The sequence below is a fragment of the Proteus hauseri genome (assembly GCF_040139125.1).
In the GTDB taxonomy this organism is placed as follows: domain Bacteria; phylum Pseudomonadota; class Gammaproteobacteria; order Enterobacterales; family Enterobacteriaceae; genus Proteus; species Proteus hauseri_B.
Map to the genome: position 1 here is coordinate 91,211 of NZ_JBEEUB010000010.1, position 19,308 is coordinate 110,518.

A 19,308-nucleotide genomic window follows, 5' to 3' on the forward strand; every position below is an offset into this window, starting at 1 on the left:
GTCAATATAACTACTGGTGGGTAACAACAATAAGGCGAATTGCATCTAAACGCCATGTTGCTTCATCTAAGTGATTGAGAATATGAGTGCGCTCATTTTCAATCGCTTCAACTTCATCATCACGAATATTTGGGTTAACTGCGCGCAGTGCTTCTAAGCGAGAAAGCTCATGTGTTAATACACGGTCTGCTTCAGTTTTCGCTTTGCTAATTAACGCAGTCGCTTCAGTTTCCATTAATGGCTCTGAGGCTTTAAGTACATGGTGAACTTCGCTTTGTACAGCATTAACCAATTTACTCGATGTATGACGATTAACGGCATTAAGTTGGCGATTAAAGCTTTCAAATTCAACTTGAGATGCAAGATTATTACCTTTTAAATCCAGTAATAAGCGCACGGGTGTTGCTGGTAAGAAGCGACTTAAATGTAGATTCTTAGGTGCTTGAGCTTCTACAACATAAATCAACTCAATTAATAGTGTACCTACTGGCAGTGCTTTATTTTTCAGTAAAGAAACGGCACAGCTACCCGTGTCGCCAGAAAGTACTAAGTCTAAGCCATTGCGGATAATTGGGTGTTCCCAACTGATAAATTGGGTATCTTCGCGAGATAGCGCTTGCTCTCTATCAAAAGTAATTGTGCAGCCATCTTGTGGTAGACCAGGGAAATCAGGCACTAACATATGATCAGATGGCGTTAAGATGATTAAGCTATCACTGCGATCTTCTTGATTGATACCCACAATATCAAAGAGATTAAGTGCAAAGTTAACCAGTTCAGGATCGTTATCTTGTGCTGCAATTTTACCCGCTAACTCAACACCTTCGTTTCCACCATTAGAGTGCATCTCTAATAGACGGTCACGACCTTGTTCTAGTTTGAGTTTCATGTTGTCGTGCTGTTTACGGCAAGAGGCAATAAATTCATCAAAATCACCGAGTTCATTAGGTTGAGCAAGGTAATTAACTAGTGCATTGTATTCATTATCGTAAATAGTACGACCAGTTGGGCAAGTATGCTCAAAAGCATCTAAACCTTCATGATACCAACGCAGTAAAACAGATTGTGCTGTACCTTCAAGATAAGGAATGCTGATATCGATATCACGGTTTTGACCAATACGGTCAAGACGACCAATACGTTGCTCTAATAAATCAGGATTGAAAGGAAGGTCAAACATAACCAGTTGATTAGCAAACTGGAAGTTACGACCTTCAGAGCCGATTTCAGAGCATAACAGAACTTGAGCACCTTCTTCTTCAGATGCAAAATAAGCCGCAGCGCGGTCACGTTCAAGTAGTGACATGCCTTCATGGAAAACGGCGGCACGAATCGCTTCGCGCTCACGTAGCACTTGCTCTAATTGCAGTGCTGTAGCCGCTTGAGCACAAATGACGAGTACTTTTTCATGACGATTAGCCGTTAAGAAACCTAATAACCACTCAACGCGAGGATCAAAGTTCCACCAAGTCGCATTTTCACCTTCAAACTCTTGGTAAATACGCTCAGGATAAAGCATCTCTTTTGCGCGTACTTCAAGGCTCTTTTTTGCTGCCATAATTTCAGCAACTTTAATGGCTGTTTGATATTGTGTTGGCAGTGGCATTTTAATCGCATGAAGTAAACGATTAGGAAAGCCTTTAACACCCGAACGGGTATTACGGAACAATAAACGACCAGTACCGTGTCTATCCATTAACATATGGATAAGTTCTTGGCGAGATTGAGTACGATCTTCACCTTTGGTATTTGCGGCTTTAAGCAGTGGCTCAACGTCTTGTTCGCTGATCATTTCGCTAATGATATTTTGTTGTTCGACACTTAAATCGTCTTCAGACAGTAAAATAGTCACTGCATCAGCAACAGGGCGATATTTTTGTTGTTCGTTAATAAATTCGTTGTAGTCGTGAAAGCGGCTAGGATCAAGTAAACGTAAGCGCGCAAAGTGACTCTCTTGCCCTAATTGTTCAGGTGTTGCGGTTAATAACAGCACGGATGGAACTGAATCGGCTAACGCTTCAATAACTTGATATTCACGGCTTGGTGCATCTTCACTCCAAACAAGGTGATGGGCTTCATCGACAACTAACATATCCCATGTTGCTTCAACCAGATGCTCAAAGCGCTGTTTGTTTTTACGCACAAAATCTAATGAACAGATGATCATCTGTTCTGTTTCAAAAGGGTTATCGCTATCAAGTAAAGATTCGCTATAGCGGCTATCATCAAACAGTGAAAAACGTAGGTTGAAACGGCGTAACATTTCAACTAACCACTGATGTTGTAAGCTCTCAGGTACAACAATAAGAACGCGTTCAGCACGACCATCCATTAATTGCTGGTGGATTATCATACCGGCTTCAATGGTTTTACCTAAACCAACTTCATCTGCTAATAACACTCGAGGGTTATGGCGTTTACCGACTTCATTGGCAATATAAAGCTGATGAGGAATTAGGCTTGCGCGAATACCACGTAAACCACTTTGTGCTTGTTTAAACTGTTCACTCATAAACTTACGAGCACGATAGCGTAATGCAAAGCGATCCATACGATCTATTTGACCAGCAAATAGACGATCTTGAGGCTTATTAAAAGTAAGTTTGTTGTCGAGGAACACTTCGCGTAATTGTGTTGGCTCTTCGGTATCGAGACGAACACCTTGGTAGATGAGTAGACCGTTATCCTCTTCAACGTTATCGATCATCAGCTTCCAGCCTTCGTGACTGGTGACGGTATCTCCTGCATTAAACATCACCCGCGTAATGGGGGCATCGTGACGAGAGTAAAGGCGATTCTCTCCACATGCAGGAAAAAGTACGGTAACCATACGGGCATCAATTGCCACTACAGTACCGAGCCCAAGTTCGCTTTCTGTATCGCTAATCCAACGTTGACCAAGAGTAAAAGGCATATATATAAACTCAGCTCTCAAATATATAATTTAGAAGTTAATTATTAATGAATGCAGTATTGCGGTGTTGTCATTAAAATCTGGGGGATAAAAAATGTCGATTCTTTAAGTAAAGAAAAGATAATTATCACCAAAGGGGCGTTATGTTAATAGATGCAAGGCAAGCCGTCACCTGCAAAATGACACATCTTAAAATGAGAGCGTCATTTGTCCGTTTAACAAGGTAGAAAAATCATCTTGTATAAAGGGGAGAATAGCATCTGCAATAGGCATTAACTGCTTATTGATATAGTGTTCGTAATCAGGTGCTGCGGTAACATGCTCTAACGGTTCTGGTCCCAAGAGAGTGATTATATAACTAATCCAGCCACCTTGCTGATATTGTTGTGGTCTATTTTGTGATTGATTATACGTATCTGCTAAACGGGCTGCTTTTACATGAGGTGGAACATGGTGCTGATATTCTGATAATTTGCGACGTAAGCGCTTACGATAAACGAGGCGATCATCGTATTTTCCAGCAAGGGTATCTGCGACGTAATCACGAATAAATTGTTGATAAGGTTGCTGGTGAAAGATGCGGATATACAGTTCCTGCTGAAATTGCTGAGCAAGTGGAGTCCAGTCTGTTCTAACGGTTTCTAATCCTTTAAATACCATTTTATCGCCACTTAATCCGGCGTAACGTTTTTTACTGCCAGTATCCATATTGCGTATGGTTGGCATTAAAAAACGACGATAATGTGTTTCATACTCTAGCTCTAGCTTGCTATCGAGTTGGTAAGTTTCTGATAAATAATCTTTCCACCATTGACTCACTTCTTTTGCCAGTTGGTGACCAATATCTTCGGCTTGTTGTTCAGTATGGGGCTCTTTTAACCAAACAAAGGTGGAATCAGTATCGCCATAAATCACTTGATAACCTTTGTCTTCAATTAACTTTCGGGTTGTTTTCATAATTTCATGTCCACGTAACGTAATTGAAGAGGCGAGGCGAGGGTCGAAAAAGCGACATCCTACAGAGCCTAAAACACCATAAAACGCATTCATAATAATTTTTAACGCTTGAGATAGTGGCGCATTTTTGTGTCGTTTGGCATTATCTCGCTCATGCCAAATATGTGAAACAATTGCAGGTAAACAGTGCTGCTCACGAGAAAACCATGCATTACGAAAACCGGGGATAGCAAGATCTTGCTCTGGCTTATGAACACCCTCAATCATTCCTACAGGGTCAATTAAGAAAGTTCGAATAATAGAGGGATAAAGACTTTTGTAATCTAATACGACGACAGAGTCATATAAACCGGGTGTTGAATCCATAACAAAACCACCGGGACTATGCTCCTCAGGTTTTTCACCTTGATTGGGTGCGACATAACCAATGCGATGCATTGAAGGTAAATAGAGGTGAGTAAATGCGGCAACAGAACCACCGCTTCTATCAACAGAAAGCCCTGTAACACAGGATCTTTCTAACAGGAAATCCATTAGCTCTGTTTTATCAAAAACACGATTAACCAGCACACAATCTTGCCAGTTATAATAAGCTAATGCAGGTTTATCCTCTTTAAAACGTCGATTGATTTCATCCATTCTGGCATAAGGTGTATCTATCGCTTTGCCTTCACCTAGTAATGTTTGTGCAACAGACTCGAGACTAAAAGAGGGAAAGTTCCATGTCGCCATTTTTAGTGCTTCAATGCCATCGATGATTAAACGACCTTGCGCAGAGGCAAAAAAGTGTCCTTTTTTAAAACCATGTTCTCGCCACTCTAACGGGCTATTTTGGCGACCTAATAATAGCTTTACGCCATAACGCTGTGCATGAGTATGTAAAATACGCAAATCGAACTGAATTAAATTCCAGCCAATAATGGCATCAGGATCGTAATGCTGTATCCATTCATTGAGCTTTTCAATTAAACGCAAACGGCTAGTGACATAATGCAGGCGATAACCTTCGGGCTGCTGGCTTTCTTGAATATCTGGTAAGTTATCTGCCAGCATAAACACCACATTATCACCACAACCAGCAATACCAATAGAGTAGAGCTCACCAAACTCACTGGTTTCAATATCTAAAGAGGCTGTGCGTAATACGGGACGATAGTCAGGTGCTGGTTTTAAGGTAACGGTATTATTTTCTTGATAACGAAACCAAACAGGGGCGGTGATAAAACGCTCCATCATATAACGTTCATGTGGGCGAATATCTCCTTCATAAAGACGAATGTTACACTCTTTTAGTTGTTGCTCAAGTTGAGTTAATAACTTGTATTGTTTGCAATATATACCAAAAACGGGCTCACGATTAAAATCTTTTAAATCAAGAGGACGAATTTCAATATCACGATTTTGACCGATTAAGGAACGCAACACCGTTTCGTGTTGTTGAGAGACAAAACCGATGGCATGTTGTATTGGCACGGTGATTTTACGAGCGCCATTATCGGTTGCTAACCAATAGGAAACCACAATACCTTTTGGTGTATCGCTCCAGTGGCGAGTGAGAATAAAACCTTGCTCAGTATGACCAATCATTGAATTCCTAATAAATACACCAAGAAAATAAAGAAACAGCCTTCAAGATGTATTTATTATAGTCAGATTCATGGTTATTTATACAGTTAATTTAACGTGTAAATCTTACTGCATAGGAAGTTATTTAAAAGGGATCCCTAAAATAATGGATTGATCCACTTCACCATTGATTAACGCTTGGGTATTACCATCGTAAACAATAGTGCCATTATCAATCACGATAGATCTTGAGGCGATTTTAGCGGCATCTTCAAGGCTATGAGAAACCATTAATAACGTCAGATTTTTTTCATCACATAGCTGCGCTAATAGCGCTAACATCTCTAAGCGCAAGGCGGGATCTAACGCAGAAAAAGGCTCATCAAGTAAAAGGATTGGTTGTTCGCGTACCAGACAACGAGCAATTGCTACTCGTTGACGTTGTCCACCCGATAATTGAGTCGGTAATCGTTCTAGGTAGTCAGTGAGTGAAACTTGTTTGGCACGACTCTCTAACACTGTTTTTTGTGTCGGTGTTAGTTTTAATCCGGGGTGTAATCCTAAGCCAATATTCTGCCTGACAGTTAAATGTGGGAAGAGATTATTATCTTGAAATAACATGGAAATAGGTCGTTTTGCGGGAACTGTCTTGGTGTTGTCTTTACCATTAAGCAAAAGCAAACCTTTTTCTGAAGGCAAAAATCCAGCAATTAAGCTGAGTAATGTACTTTTTCCAGCACCACTAGGGCCCAAAATGGCAATACGCTCACCAGCATTAACCGTTAAATTAAATGTAAGATGCTGATGTTCATAGGTGTAAGAAAGCTGCTCTAACTTAATCATGAGATTTTCCCGGTATTCGTTCTAGCAAACTAAAGAGAGAAAAACACAGTAGCAAAAGGATCATCGCTGTAATTGCACCATCTTGTGTGTGATAGGCACCAATTTGTTGATAAAGATAAAAAGGCAAGGTACGGAATGTTTCATTGCCAAATAAAGCGACAATACCAAAATCACCAATAGAGATAACACAGGCAAAAGCAAGGGCTTGTGAAAGCGGCTTTTTTAATGCGCGTAATTCAATCCAACGTAATCTATTCATACCATGTAAATTTAAGGATTGGCATAAAAGGCTATAACGAGAAGCGATATCATTCATTGGGTTTTCTAGCACTTTTAATGCGTAAGGAATAGCCATTAATGCGTTGGTTAGAATAACCAGAATATAAGGAGATTCAGGTAGCCCAATTGTATTATTTAATAAGAGGAAAAAACCCGTCGCTAGCACAATACCTGGCATTGCGAGAATAATTAGCCCACTCATTTCCATTGCTTGCCCAGCACGAGAGAAATGGCGTAAACGTAGTTCACGGCTACTCCACAATAGCATCATGGTAAGCACAACACAGACAACGCCTGCCCCAAGCGCAATCACTAATGAAGTTCTAAAAGCTTGCCAAAGTACAGGTTGTTGTATCACTCGAATAAATTGGCTATTCATGCCATCGGTTATTACCGCTAAAATGGGGGGGACTAAGAAAAGAATCGCCATGGTGATAATAAAAACATCAGCAATTTTGGCAAATAAAGGGTCGCTTGGATCACGCCATTGCATTTGCTGACTATGCCCAACAAAAAGGGTGCCATTAAGTTTTTGGCTAATTAACACTAACCCTAAACAGCAAGAGAGCTGTATCAAGGCTAAAAGGGCAGCACGATGCAAATCGTAGTCATAACTTAAAGCTTGATAAATGGCGAGTTCAACCGTTGTAGCTGCAGGTCCACCACCAAGAGCAAGTACCGTGGCAAAACTGGCAAAGCAGAGCATAAAAATCAGAGCGGTAGTAGGTAGAATTTGACGCCATAAATAAGGCAATTCGAGAAAACGAAAACGTTGCCAGCCGTTCATACCTAATTGTGATGCTAATTGGCGCTGTTCCGGTGAGATGCTTTCTAGCGCTTGTAGCAACATTCTGGTGGCTAATGGCATATTAAAAAAGATATGGGCTAATAAAATTCCCTGTAAGCCATAAGGTGTAAATTGGTAATCAATACCAATCCACTCACAAAGCTGAGCAATCCAGCCTGCTCTACCATAAACCGTTAGAATACCAAAAAGTGCTACTAAAACGGGCAAAACAAGGCTCATGGCACATAAGCGTAAAAAAAGTGTTTTACCCCAAAATTGCCGACGAAACAGCGCCTTGGCAAGCCAAATGGCGGGCAATATAGAAAAGAGTGCAGATAAAAAAGCTTGCCAAAAGGTGAAGCGAACCACATGCCATAAATAATCATCAGCAAAAATGGAGGCAAGTTCTCCACTTGGTGCATTAAACCACAGTGCACCAAATGAAAGTAATGCAACAATAAGAAGTAAACCCGAGGCAAATAGCCCCGGGAAAAGCCAGCTTCTCATTAGCGACTAACCGCAGATTGCCAGCTACGTATCCATTGTTGGCGCTCTTTGGCAACCGTTTGTGCATCAAATTGCAGTGATTTTTCTGGTTTAGGCATCACAGAGTAGACATCAGGCAGTGGCATATCGATAACGGGATACATCCAATTCGTTGTCGGTATCGTTTCTTGGAAAGCAGGCGTTAACATAAATTGCATAAACTGTTGTGCTAATTCAGGTTGCTGGCTTGACTTCAATTTTGCAGCAACCTCAATTTGTAAATAGTGACCCTCTGAGAAAATCGCCGCCGCATAGTTATCTTTTTTATCCGCTAAAATGTGATAACCCGGAGAGGAGGTATAGCTCAGCACAAAATCACCTTCGCCTTTTAAGAATAAACCATAAGATTCACTCCAGCCTTTAGTGACGGTAAGCGTTTTATCGGCAAGTTTTTTCCACTCAATTGCCGTATCTTCAGGATACAGTGACTGCATCCAAAGCATTAAACCTAAGCCTGGTGTGCTGGTGCGAGGATCTTGATACAAAATCTTCCATTTTTCTTTGCTATTTAGCAGTTCAGCCATACTTTTAGGTGGATTAGCAATACGATTTTTATCATAAATAAAGGCAAAATAGCCGTAGTCATAAGGGACAAAAGTATCATCTGTCCACTTTTCAGGTAAGGCGAGTTTTGAGGTATCAATGTTACTTGGGGCGAAAAGTCCGGTCTCTTTTGCGGCATGAATCAGGTTGTTATCCAATCCTAAGATAATATCTGCTTTACTTTTATCGCCCTCCATACGTAAGCGATTAAGAAGAGAAACGCCATCAGAAAGGGCAACAAGCTTTAATTCACAATTACACTGCTGCTCAAACGTTTTTTTAATTGTAGGACCGGGTCCCCAATCTGCGATAAAAGAGTCATAGGTATAAACCGTCAGAGTGGGTTTTTGTTGGTCTGCATGGGCTGAAAAAACAGCCATCATGCCAAATATACCAATAACGAGAGTATGACCAATAGATTTTGTTAACACGTTACGTTCCTCAGTGAAAAGTCAGGTAGGATCTGAGGGAGTAAGGAGGGCAAATTAAGAAGATATTGCGACATCCAGACTCAAATCCCTACGCCAGTATTAGCTGGATCAGGTTCCGCGGGTTTTTCTCAGCCAAAAATGATGGCACCCCGTTGAGACATTCCCATTGTAGATAAATCCACGCGTTGTGCAAAGTCTGTTGATAGAGGTTTACCGCCTGTGAGTAGTATGAAACAATGAGTTATCTTTCAAATTTTGTTATTGAGGTAGTCTGGTGATCGATGATGATGGCTACCGCCCGAATGTAGGTATTGTAATTTGTAATCGGCAAGGGCAAGTCCTTTGGGCTCGTCGCTATGGGCAACATTCATGGCAATTTCCTCAAGGAGGAATTAATCCTGGAGAATCGCCAGAGCAGGCTATGTATCGCGAGTTGTTCGAGGAAGTTGGGTTAAGTCGCAAGGATGTCAAAATTCTTGCCTCCACACGTAACTGGTTACGTTACAAATTGCCTAAGCGTTTGGTGCGTTGGGACACAAAACCTGTTTGTATTGGTCAAAAACAGCGTTGGTTCCTTTTGCAGTTAACAAGTAATGACAAGGACATTAATGTTCAGCAAAGCAAAACGCCTGAGTTTGATGGTTGGCGTTGGGTGAGCTATTGGTATCCGGTGCGTCAAGTCGTCTCTTTTAAACGAGATGTTTATCGACGGGTAATGAAAGAGTTCGCTCCGGTTGTTATGCCGTTGCAAGAACAAGTGTCTGTATTGCGTCAATCTTATGGATATCGTCGTAAAAAATATTAGATAACACTATGCTGACACGCTTACGGGAAATTGTAGAAAAAGTTGCGATGGCAGCTGGGCTGCCGGAAGCACTTGAACTGTTGGTTAAGGAAACGTGTCAAGCTATGCACACGGATGTGTGTTCTATTTATCTTGCAGATATGCAACGTCGCTGTTTTTATTTAATGGCGACTAAAGGCTTGAAAAAGCCAAGAGGACGCGCTGTCAGTCTCTCCTTTGATGAAGGCGTAGTTGGCGAAGTTGGTCGCCTTTCAGAGCTGATTAATCTTGCTGATATTCGCGAACATCCTAATTTCAAATACCTTCCTCAAGTCAACGAAGAGAGCCTAAGAGCCTTTATTGGTGTGCCGATTGTTTATCGCCGCCAGCTTCTTGGGGTGCTTGTTGTTCAACAAAAAGAGCGTCGCTTATTTAATGAAAGCGAAGAGTCTTTTATGGTGACGCTAGCAACTCAACTTGGCGCCATTTTGGCACAAGCTCAAACCAAAGGGCTTTTTGGACAATATCGACAAAGTCGCATTAAAGCCTTGTCAGTTTCTACTGGTGTGGTGATGGCTTATGGCTGGCAAGAGGTTTCACAACCTATTCTTGAACATGTCTATAAGGCGAGTGCGATAGATACCAAAGCTGAGCTAAATCGTCTGACTATTGCGTTAGAAGATGCAACCGCAGAGTGTCGGCGCTTTAGTAAACGCTTTATGGCGAATGCCCAAAAAGAGAGTGCGGCAATTTTCGATCTTTACTCTCATCTTCTAAATGATCCGCAATTAAAACAGAAAATGACGGCAGTAATTACCCAAGGCTATGTGGCTGAATGGGCAGTTAAAGTGGTGATTGAAAAATTCTCAGCACAGTTTTCAAGTCTTAAAGACGGTTATATGCGTGAAAGAGCGTCTGATTTAAAGGCGTTAGGGCAACGTCTACTCTTTCATCTCGATGATGATTTAAGTTTCACTAATACATGGCCTGAACGCTTTATCTTGGTTGCTGATGAACTTAGTGCAAGCTTATTAGCCGAATTACCAGAGCAACAATTAGCGGGTGTTATTGTGCGAGATGGCGCAACGCATTCGCACTCGGCTATTCTAGTTCGAGCGATGGGAATACCTGCGATTATGGGCGCAGATATTCAGCCTGATCTGTTACATAATCGAATGCTTATTCTTGATGGATATCGTGGTGAGGTCTTTATTGAACCAGAACCCTTTATTATGCAGGAATATCGGCAAATTATTGATGAAGAACGCGTTTTAAGTCAATTAGCCGAAGACCAATTAGAACAACAAGCGGTATTAAAAAATGGTGAATCGGTAAGTGTTCAGCTTAATGCGGGATTAAGTATTAAATATGAACAGCGTATTAGTGTTGGAATTGATGGCGTTGGTTTATATCGAACAGAAATTCCTTTTATGCTACAAAGCGGTTTTCCATCAGAAGATGAACAAAAAAATCGTTATCGTGAAATTCTCTCTTTTTTCCCGGATAAACCGGTTGTATTACGCGCTCTTGATATTGGTGCTGATAAACAGTTGCCATATATGCCAATTAATGAGGAAAATCCCTGTTTAGGTTGGCGAGGAATAAGAATATTACTGGATCAACCCGAAATTTTTCTTATTCAGCTGCGTGCAATGTTAAAAGCGAACCTCGAATTTAAAAATTTGAAAATATTGTTGCCGATGGTGACAAGTATTGATGAAATTGATGAAGCTAAAACATTGCTGCTGCGAGCATGTGATGAAGTGAGTCGAGAAATGAAGTGTGAATGTGCGCCTCCAGCATTGGGAATTATGTTAGAAGTGCCTTCCTTAATTTTTATGTTGCCGCAATTAGCGCATCGTGTGGACTTTATTTCTGTTGGTACTAACGATTTAACACAATACTTGCTTGCAGTAGATCGTAATAATACCCATGTTGCATCGCTCTATGATAATTTGCATCCTGCGTTATTACGTTCTCTTAATTTAATTGTAATGGAGTGCCAGCGTTACCAATTGCCCGTAAGTATTTGTGGTGAAATGGCAGGTACACCAATAGGCGCATTGCTGTTAATAGGGCTAGGTTTTAGGCAGTTAAGTATGAGTGGACGTAGTTTACCTAGGGTAAAATACTTATTGCGCCATCTTGATCCTGTTGTATTGCAACCTTTTATGCTGCGTATATTGCAAGCGCAGACCGCAACAGAGATCAAAGCGTTGTCTTCTGAATTTATGGAAAGGCAAGGGTTAGGTGGATTAATTCGCGGAGGTATTTAATAGACCTTCGTATAAGTCTTTTTCTGTGCTGTGCTATTATTCATAGGCAGAAAAATCATTGATTAAATGAAGTAGGGAATAATGAGCATAAGCTACCTTAAATTTCCAGAAATCGATCCTATCATGTTCTCTATCGGTCCCGTGTCTCTACATTGGTACGGTATGATGTATTTAGTTGGATTTGTATTTGCATTATGGTTGGCAAATCGTAGAGCAGCAAAACCAAACAGTGGTTGGAATAAAAATGAAGTAGAAACATTACTTTATGTGGGTTTTGTCGGCGTGTTTATTGGTGGTCGTTTAGGATATGTTCTATTCTATAACCTGCCTGTCTTCTTAAATGATCCTCTTTACCTATTTAAAGTGTGGGATGGCGGTATGTCTTTCCATGGTGGGTTAATTGGGGTTATTTGCGCCATGATCTGGTTTGCTAAACGCACTAAACGTCATTTCTTCCAAGTTGCCGATTTTGTTGCACCATTAATTCCATTTGGCTTAGGTTTGGGTCGTATTGGTAACTTTATTAATGGTGAATTATGGGGCCGTGTTACTTTAGATACCCCTTGGGCTTTCTTATTCCCAAGCTCGCGTTCTGCGGATCTCCAACTTGTTGCTCAAGATCCAACCACATTACTACCCATTATTCAGCAATATGGTGTGTTACCTCGACACCCTTCACAGCTTTATGAAATGCTGTTAGAGGGCGTGGTACTGTTTATTATTCTGAATATTTTTGTGCGCAAAAATCGCCCTATGGGCAGTGTTTCTGGTTTATTCTTAATTGGTTATGGCGCATTTCGTATTATTGTCGAATTCTTCCGTCAACCAGATGCACAATTGGGGCTATTTAGTGGTGTAAGTATGGGGCAGTTGTTATCTATCCCAATGATTATTTTAGGCATTTTATTTATGGTTTGGGCTTATCGCCGAGATAAAAATAGACCTCAAAATACGACACCATCGCACTAATCAAACTTATATAGATTTATTACTAGCTAACAACAGAAGAGAGTCAACATGAAGCAGTATCTGGCATTGTGTCAACGCATTATCGATAAAGGGGAATGGATTGATAATAAACGGACAGGAACCCGTTGTTTAACGGTAATTAATGCCGATCTGGAATACGATGTTGCTAATAACCAATTTCCGATGATAACAACGCGTAAGAGTTTTTATAAAGCAGCGATTGCCGAGTTATTAGGTTATTTACGTGGTTACGATAATGCCGCGCAATTTCGTGAAATTGGTTGTAATACATGGAATGCCAATGCGAATGAAAACAGTGCATGGTTAAATAATCCTCATCGTAAAGGTGAAGATGATATGGGGCGCGTTTATGGTGTTCAAGGACGCCAATGGCAACGACCGGATGGCACTCACGTTGATCAGCTACGCAAAGTGATTAATAACCTCTCTAAAGGTATTGACGATCGTGGTGAAATTATTACGTTCTTTAATCCGGGTGAAATGGAGTTAGGTTGTTTACGTCCTTGTATGCACACACACACCTTTTCATTAGTGGGTGATAAACTCTATTTGACCTCTTATCAGCGTAGTTGTGATGTTCCGCTTGGGTTGAATTTCAACCAAGTTCAATGTTTTGTATTATTAGCGCTGGTGGCTCAAATTACAGGGCATAAACCAGGAAAAGCCTTTCATAAGATTGTTAATGCACATATTTATGAAAATCAATTACCGCTGATGCGAGATGTACAGCTAAAACGAGCGCCATTACCTTTGCCTAAACTTCATATCAATCCAGAAATTAAAACACTAGAAGATATTGAAACGTGGGTAACAACGGATGACTTTACCGTTGAAGGTTATCAATGCCATGAAGCGATAAAATATCCGTTTACTGTTTAACTTAACCTACTGAATTAAAAGCCCCTGTTGAGTGATAAACCGGGGCTTTTTTGTGTTTAGTCTGAAAAGTGAGTTATTGCGTGATTGCTCTGAAATGCGGTTTTTCTCTATTTACCCCTTTGATATTTATTGGCATTGTCATAACAGGGAATAAAGGGAAAAACAGATGGAACATGATAAATATAAACGATATCAAAACAGTCAATATCAAGTAGAAAATGAAATAGGCGTCAGTCTGTTTGAAGTTTTAATAGTCATGACAATAATTTCTATATTAAGTCATCTTTCATTATCTGCTTATCAACATAATGTAAAAAAACAGCAATTAATTCATAGCGTAAGAGAGACGATAGCCTTTCTATCTTCTCAGCGTCAGCAGGCAATTTTATTTAATCATAAAATACAAATTATATTGTCGTTATCTCCGCATAATGACATTACAGCAAATATTCAATCTTCTTTACCTCCTGCTCAAAAGCAGAAACGTTTTCGATTTGTTTCTGGAGTTCAATTAATTAAAGCAACAACAATGCAATTCTCTTTCGGTGGATTACGTCAAACATTAAGACCGATGAGTTTTGTTATTGCTGATAGCCGTATTAGTGCAGAAGTTAAAATCATTATCTCTTCATTAGGTCGAATTCGAGCATGCAGTCAGCAAATTAAGGCTTTTTCATCATGCTAAAACGTTCTGTATTTGCTTTTTCATCAGGTGTGATGCTGATGGAATGTCTCTTTACTATCACTATTAGCGGCATTTTATTTATTTGTATTAGTCGTGTTTATCCTCAACTAATCAATGGGCTGACACACTCTTATCACCAATATCGATTAGATATCTATTTAAGAGAAAGATTGGTGGTATTAGAAACAGAATTAAGACGTATTGGTTATTGCAAAAGTGGTTGTATTGATAAAAAACAAGCATCATTAATACAACCATCGGCATTAAAAATAGGTGCTTATCCTCATCAGCCTAATGGTTCGTGTATCACTTTTATTTATGACATAAACAATAATGGGCGCTGGGATCTCTCTTCTGCTAAAGAGAGTGACTATTTTGGTTATCGTTTAAGAAACGAGCAATTAGAGCAACAGCGAGGTGTAAAAGATTGTTCTTCAGTAGGGTGGCAACGTTTTTTTGAAAGCAATGAAGTTCGGGTTACTGAATTTTTGTTGAAACCCTATTCACGACTCCATTCCATAACAGGAGAACAGCTTTTTTACTTATCTGTATCGTTAAAATTCGAATTAACTGAAGTACCCGAAGTGAAATCTGATTATCAGACCATTATCTTCTTACGCAATGTATCTTATTTATGACTGATATTTTATACCAAGAAAGAGAACCAGCAGGTTTTATCAGTTTGCTGGCAATAATTAGTTTTATAGTAATGAGTTTATCAGCACTTTTTAGTTTTACTTATCATTATCGGCAAGCACAACAGATGGTGATGCAAGAATTACAAGCAAAACAGGCATTTTTGCTGGCTGAATCTGCACTATTATGGGGAGAAACGCTTAATTGGAATATTTCAGCAACCTCTGCTAATAAATGGCAGTGTCGTACATTTAGTGCAGAAACGAATATAAAGAGCTGTTTTCTTTTTATGGATAAAAACGTCTCTTTACTTCAAGGACAATCAGAAAGTAAGAATGGATATAAAATATACCATTACCAATGGGTTAGTATTTTGGATAATAGTCGTGGCGTAATAACGGCTTATCGCAATGGTTGGCTTGATTATTGTCCATTAAAAAACAAGGAGTGTGCACTATAACTATTAATCACCACAGGAGTGAGCATGGGACAATTTTACTAAATATGATGTTTGCTCTACTGTTTTTTAATATCAGCTTTATCGCTATTATGAACTATAGTCAGTCATTACAAGTTGATTTTCATAAACTAATAAAAATTCAGCAGACAGGACAGGCAATTTTTGTCTTATTTGAGCAAGCTTCTCATCCGCCGCCATTTCACTCTGTCTATAATCAGCAAATAATGACACAATCACTTTTACACGCTGCGGGTTGTCAGAAGATTACTGGGTATTTAACTCGCCATCAATTACCAACAATAAGTTTATATCGCTGGTCATGCTATTAATAAAAATGAGGGTCTGATGTTTCATATTTATCATTCAAATCAGTTGTCACTATTAAAATCACTGATGGTGCATTTTATGCAGACAAGACCTCTATCATCCCCTTTTGAACAAGAGGTTATCTTAGTTCAGAGCCCCGGTATGTCTCAGTGGTTACAAATTCAATTAGCTGAAAGCTTAGGTATTGCGGCAAATATTCACTATCCACTACCAGCGACTTTTATTTGGAATATGTTCACTCAAGTTTTAAAGGGAATACCGAAAGAGAGTGCATTTTCCAAAGATGCGATGACATGGAAATTAATGACGTTGCTACCTGATTTTCTGGATAAAGAAGAGTTTAAACCGCTGTTACAGTATCTTGAAGATGATGAAGATAAACGTAAGCTTCACCAACTCGCAGGAAGAGTTGCTGACTTATTTGACCAATACTTAGTTTATCGTTCTGATTGGTTAGCAACGTGGGAAAAAGGCGAACTCGTTGACGGATTAAGCGAAAACCAATATTGGCAAAAAACATTGTGGTTAGCACTACAACAATATACGGCAACATTAGATCAACCGTTATGGCACCGTTCTAATCTTTATCAGCAATTTATTTCAGAGCTAAATAATGCACCTGAAGGGGCGTTTCAACATAAGTTCCCACCACGTATTTTTATTTGTGGAATTTCAGCATTACCTCAAGTCTATTTACAAGCGTTGCAAGCTATTGGGCGGCATACTGAGATTTTTTTACTATTTACTAACCCTTGCAGGAAATATTGGGGTGATATTCAAGATCCTAAATTTCTAGCTCGCCTTAATAGCCGAAAACCTCGACACTATCAGCAGCTTAACGAATTACCTTGGTTTAAAGATGAGGAGAATGCGGCTTCTCTTTTTAACGATGAAGGTGAACAAAATATTGGTAACCCACTATTGGCTTCATGGGGAAAATTAGGCAAAGATAACCTTTATTTTCTTGTTGAACTTGAATATACGGATCCTCTTTTTGCCTTTGTGGATATTCCTCGCGATAACCTATTACATCAGTTACAAGCCGATATTTTAGAGTTAGAAGATCATTCTCAACTGGGTAAAACCTTTGAAAGCTATAAAACCAGTGAAAATAAACGCATCATTTCTAGTGATGATAATTCACTGACTTTTCATGCTAGCCATAGCCCACAACGTGAAGTTGAAGTATTACAAGATCAACTATTGCACTTATTAGAGCAAGATCCTGAGTTATTACCTAGAGATATCATTGTGATGGTGGCTGATATCGATAGTTATACTCCTTATATTCAAGCCGTTTTTGGTAATGCCCCTTCTGAGCGTTACATCCCTTTTGCTATTTCAGACCGAAAAGCTCGCCAAGCACATCCTGTTTTACAAGCGTTTATTACATTACTCGATCTTCCTCAAAGTCGTTTTACCGCAGAGCAAGTGCTGGCATTACTTGAAGTTCCTGCTTTAGCGGGGCATTTTTCTATTTTTGAAAATGAGCTAAAACTACTACGTCGCTGGGTTGAAGATGCAGGGATCCGTTGGGGACTAGATGATGAAAATGTGGCTTCATTTTCATTACCCACCACAGGGCAAAATACATGGCATTTTGGCTTAATCAGAATGTTATTAGGCTATGCCATGGAAAGCGAAACGGGACCATGGAAAGGGGTGCTTCCTTATGATGAATCCAGTGGTTTAGCCGCTGAGCTTGCGGGGCACTTAGCCGATTTTCTCTATACATTAAGCGAATGGCGCACGCGTTTAAGTGAAACTCGAACACTCGAATCATGGTTAGATCTTGGTCAGCAATTAGTTGATGCTTTCTTTGAGTCTGATGACGAAACAGAACTTGTATTAGCGCTAATTACACAGCAGTGGCAAAAAGTAATAGAGAATGGATTAACAGCACAATACCAAAACGAAATTCCACTGGTGCTTATTCGCGATGAATTAACGGTTCGCTTTGATGATGAAAAAATTAGTCAGCGTTTCTTAGCGGGTAGCCTTAATTTTTGTACATTAATGCCAATGCGCTCAATACCCTTTAAAGCGGTTTGTTTATTGGGAATGAACGATGGTGTTTATCCTCGTAATATTCAGCCATTAGGTTTTGACTTAATGGCTGAAAAGCGTCGTCGTGGTGATAGAAAACGTCGTGATGATGATAGATACCTTTTTCTTGAGGCATTAAGTTCAGCAGAAAAATACTTATATATTAGTTATATAGGGAAATCAATTCGAGATGATAGAGAATGTAATCCTTCAGTCTTAATTAAAGAGTTACAAGATTACATTGGGCAAAACTTTCGCTTAGAGCAAGATGGCGAACTAAATGTTGATGAAAGTGCGATGCGTGTTAATGCACATTTGCTAACTCAGCACAGTCGAGTGCCTTTTGCTCAAGAGAATTTCCAAGCTAACGCTTTACAACGTTCTTATGCTGCAGAGTGGCTTCCCGCAGCAAGTGGTCAAGGTGAAGCTCATCAGATATTTACAACAACACTAAATAAAACAATAGAAAAAGTATCACTTGATGAGTTGACCCGTTTTTATCGCCATCCTATTCGTGCGTTTTTTCAACAAAGCTTAAAAACCAACTTTGTAATAGAAGAGACTGAATTGCCAGAAGAAGAGCCTTTTGTTATTAATTCATTGCAGCGCTATTTGCTTAACCAGTGGCTATTAAAGGCATTAATTGAACAGACATCAACCGATATACTCTTTGAACGTATAAAAGCCGCTGGGCAATTGCCTGCAAATGCGTTTGGTCAAATTTATTGGGAACAGCAAATAGAAGAATTAGTTCCTTTAGCTGAAAAAATTAGAAGTGAACGATCAGAAACGCATTCTGTCACAATAGAGCATCACTTCAGTACAATACCGTTGTTAGGTCGTTTAAATGAAATACAATCTGATGGTTTACTGCGCTGGCGACCAGCGAGTTTAACCGCAAATGATTTATTGCAGCTTTGGATTGAGCATCTTGTTTATTGTTTAAATGAGGGAACTGGTGAAAGCCGTTATTATGGAAGAAAAGAGACACAGTGGCATTTACTACCAGTAGATCCAGCGATTGCCTCCGCAACGTTAGATAACTTAATTCGTGACTATCAAGCGGGATTAAATACACCGCTAGCGCTGTTCTCTAAGAGTGGTTGGGCATGGCTACAAGCTTGCTATGATAAAAAAGCGGATCAATTTCTGTTGGATGACGAAGAAACACTCGAAAAAGCAGAATTAGTCCTGATCCAGTATCTTACTGATAGTTATAATCGAGATGGTGAAATGAGTGATATTTATATTCAGCGCGTTTTTCATCAAATAGATGAGCCTTTTTTGCATGCAGTAAAACAGACAGCATTGACCATATTTAAACCAATAATTCCATTTTTAAAAAAATAAGGGAGCTCA

Annotated in this window: 14 protein-coding genes and 1 riboswitch; of the genes, 9 read left to right on the plus strand and 5 right to left on the minus strand. The window is 39.7% G+C overall.

Going from position 1 to position 19,308, the window contains the following annotated elements; genetic code table 11:
- Positions 1-10: 10 nt before the first annotated feature.
- From rapA to thiB, 5 genes are all read right to left on the minus strand, one after another.
- Positions 11-2,914 (minus strand): RNA polymerase-associated protein RapA, encoded by a 2,904-nt coding sequence (gene rapA, locus ABN099_RS15760; protein WP_349465061.1) that lies wholly within the window; start codon positions 2,912-2,914, stop codon positions 11-13.
- A gap of 189 nt (positions 2,915-3,103) precedes the next feature.
- Positions 3,104-5,458 (minus strand): DNA polymerase II, encoded by a 2,355-nt coding sequence (locus tag ABN099_RS15765; protein WP_349465063.1) that lies wholly within the window; start codon positions 5,456-5,458, stop codon positions 3,104-3,106.
- A gap of 120 nt (positions 5,459-5,578) precedes the next feature.
- A complete protein-coding gene (gene thiQ / locus ABN099_RS15770) occupies positions 5,579-6,280 on the minus strand; it encodes a thiamine ABC transporter ATP-binding protein ThiQ (protein ID WP_349465065.1) in 702 nt (233 codons plus the stop codon).
- Positions 6,273-7,853 (minus strand): thiamine/thiamine pyrophosphate ABC transporter permease ThiP, encoded by a 1,581-nt coding sequence (gene thiP, locus ABN099_RS15775; protein WP_349465067.1) that lies wholly within the window; start codon positions 7,851-7,853, stop codon positions 6,273-6,275. The genes thiQ and thiP overlap by 8 nt, the downstream gene beginning before the upstream one ends.
- Positions 7,853-8,818: a thiamine ABC transporter substrate binding subunit gene (thiB, locus tag ABN099_RS15780; protein ID WP_349465191.1), complete on the minus strand. Its 966-nt coding sequence runs from the start codon at positions 8,816-8,818 to the stop codon at positions 7,853-7,855. The genes thiP and thiB overlap by 1 nt, the downstream gene beginning before the upstream one ends.
- Positions 8,819-8,933: 115 nt before the next feature.
- A riboswitch (TPP riboswitch) is annotated at positions 8,934-9,028 on the minus strand.
- Positions 9,029-9,140: 112 nt separating this feature from the next.
- Between thiB and rppH the strand changes: the two genes are divergently transcribed.
- The 9 genes from rppH to recC all read left to right on the plus strand — a co-directional run bounded on the left by rppH (position 9,141) and on the right by recC (position 19,299).
- Positions 9,141-9,671, plus strand: a complete 531-nt coding sequence (rppH, locus tag ABN099_RS15785; RefSeq protein WP_349465069.1) for an RNA pyrophosphohydrolase — start codon at positions 9,141-9,143, stop codon at positions 9,669-9,671.
- A gap of 8 nt (positions 9,672-9,679) precedes the next feature.
- On the plus strand, positions 9,680-11,926 hold the full coding sequence (gene ptsP, locus ABN099_RS15790) for a phosphoenolpyruvate--protein phosphotransferase (protein ID WP_349465071.1): 2,247 nt from the start codon (positions 9,680-9,682) through the stop codon (positions 11,924-11,926).
- 81 nt (positions 11,927-12,007) lie between these two features.
- Entirely contained in the window at positions 12,008-12,895 is an 888-nt protein-coding gene (gene lgt, locus ABN099_RS15795; protein WP_349465073.1) for a prolipoprotein diacylglyceryl transferase, read from the plus strand.
- Positions 12,896-12,943: 48 nt separating this feature from the next.
- A complete protein-coding gene (locus tag ABN099_RS15800; RefSeq protein WP_349465075.1) occupies positions 12,944-13,795 on the plus strand; it encodes a thymidylate synthase in 852 nt (283 codons plus the stop codon).
- 166 nt (positions 13,796-13,961) lie between these two features.
- Positions 13,962-14,480 carry a prepilin-type N-terminal cleavage/methylation domain-containing protein gene (locus ABN099_RS15805; protein ID WP_349465077.1) on the plus strand — a complete coding sequence of 173 codons (519 nt, stop codon included), beginning with the start codon at positions 13,962-13,964 and terminating at the stop codon, positions 14,478-14,480.
- Positions 14,474-15,118 carry a prepilin peptidase-dependent protein gene (locus ABN099_RS15810; RefSeq protein WP_349465079.1) on the plus strand — a complete coding sequence of 215 codons (645 nt, stop codon included), beginning with the start codon at positions 14,474-14,476 and terminating at the stop codon, positions 15,116-15,118. Before ABN099_RS15805 ends, ABN099_RS15810 begins: the two co-directional genes overlap by 7 nt.
- On the plus strand, positions 15,115-15,576 hold the full coding sequence (locus ABN099_RS15815) for a DUF2509 family protein (protein ID WP_349465081.1): 462 nt from the start codon (positions 15,115-15,117) through the stop codon (positions 15,574-15,576). Before ABN099_RS15810 ends, ABN099_RS15815 begins: the two co-directional genes overlap by 4 nt.
- Positions 15,577-15,620: 44 nt before the next feature.
- Entirely contained in the window at positions 15,621-15,905 is a 285-nt protein-coding gene (locus ABN099_RS15820; protein ID WP_349465083.1) for a hypothetical protein, read from the plus strand.
- Between the two features lie 16 nt (positions 15,906-15,921).
- The gene (gene recC / locus ABN099_RS15825) at positions 15,922-19,299 is read left to right on the plus strand and encodes an exodeoxyribonuclease V subunit gamma (RefSeq protein ID WP_349465085.1); all 3,378 of its coding nucleotides are present in this window, start codon (positions 15,922-15,924) and stop codon (positions 19,297-19,299) included.
- Positions 19,300-19,308 lie beyond the last annotated feature (9 nt).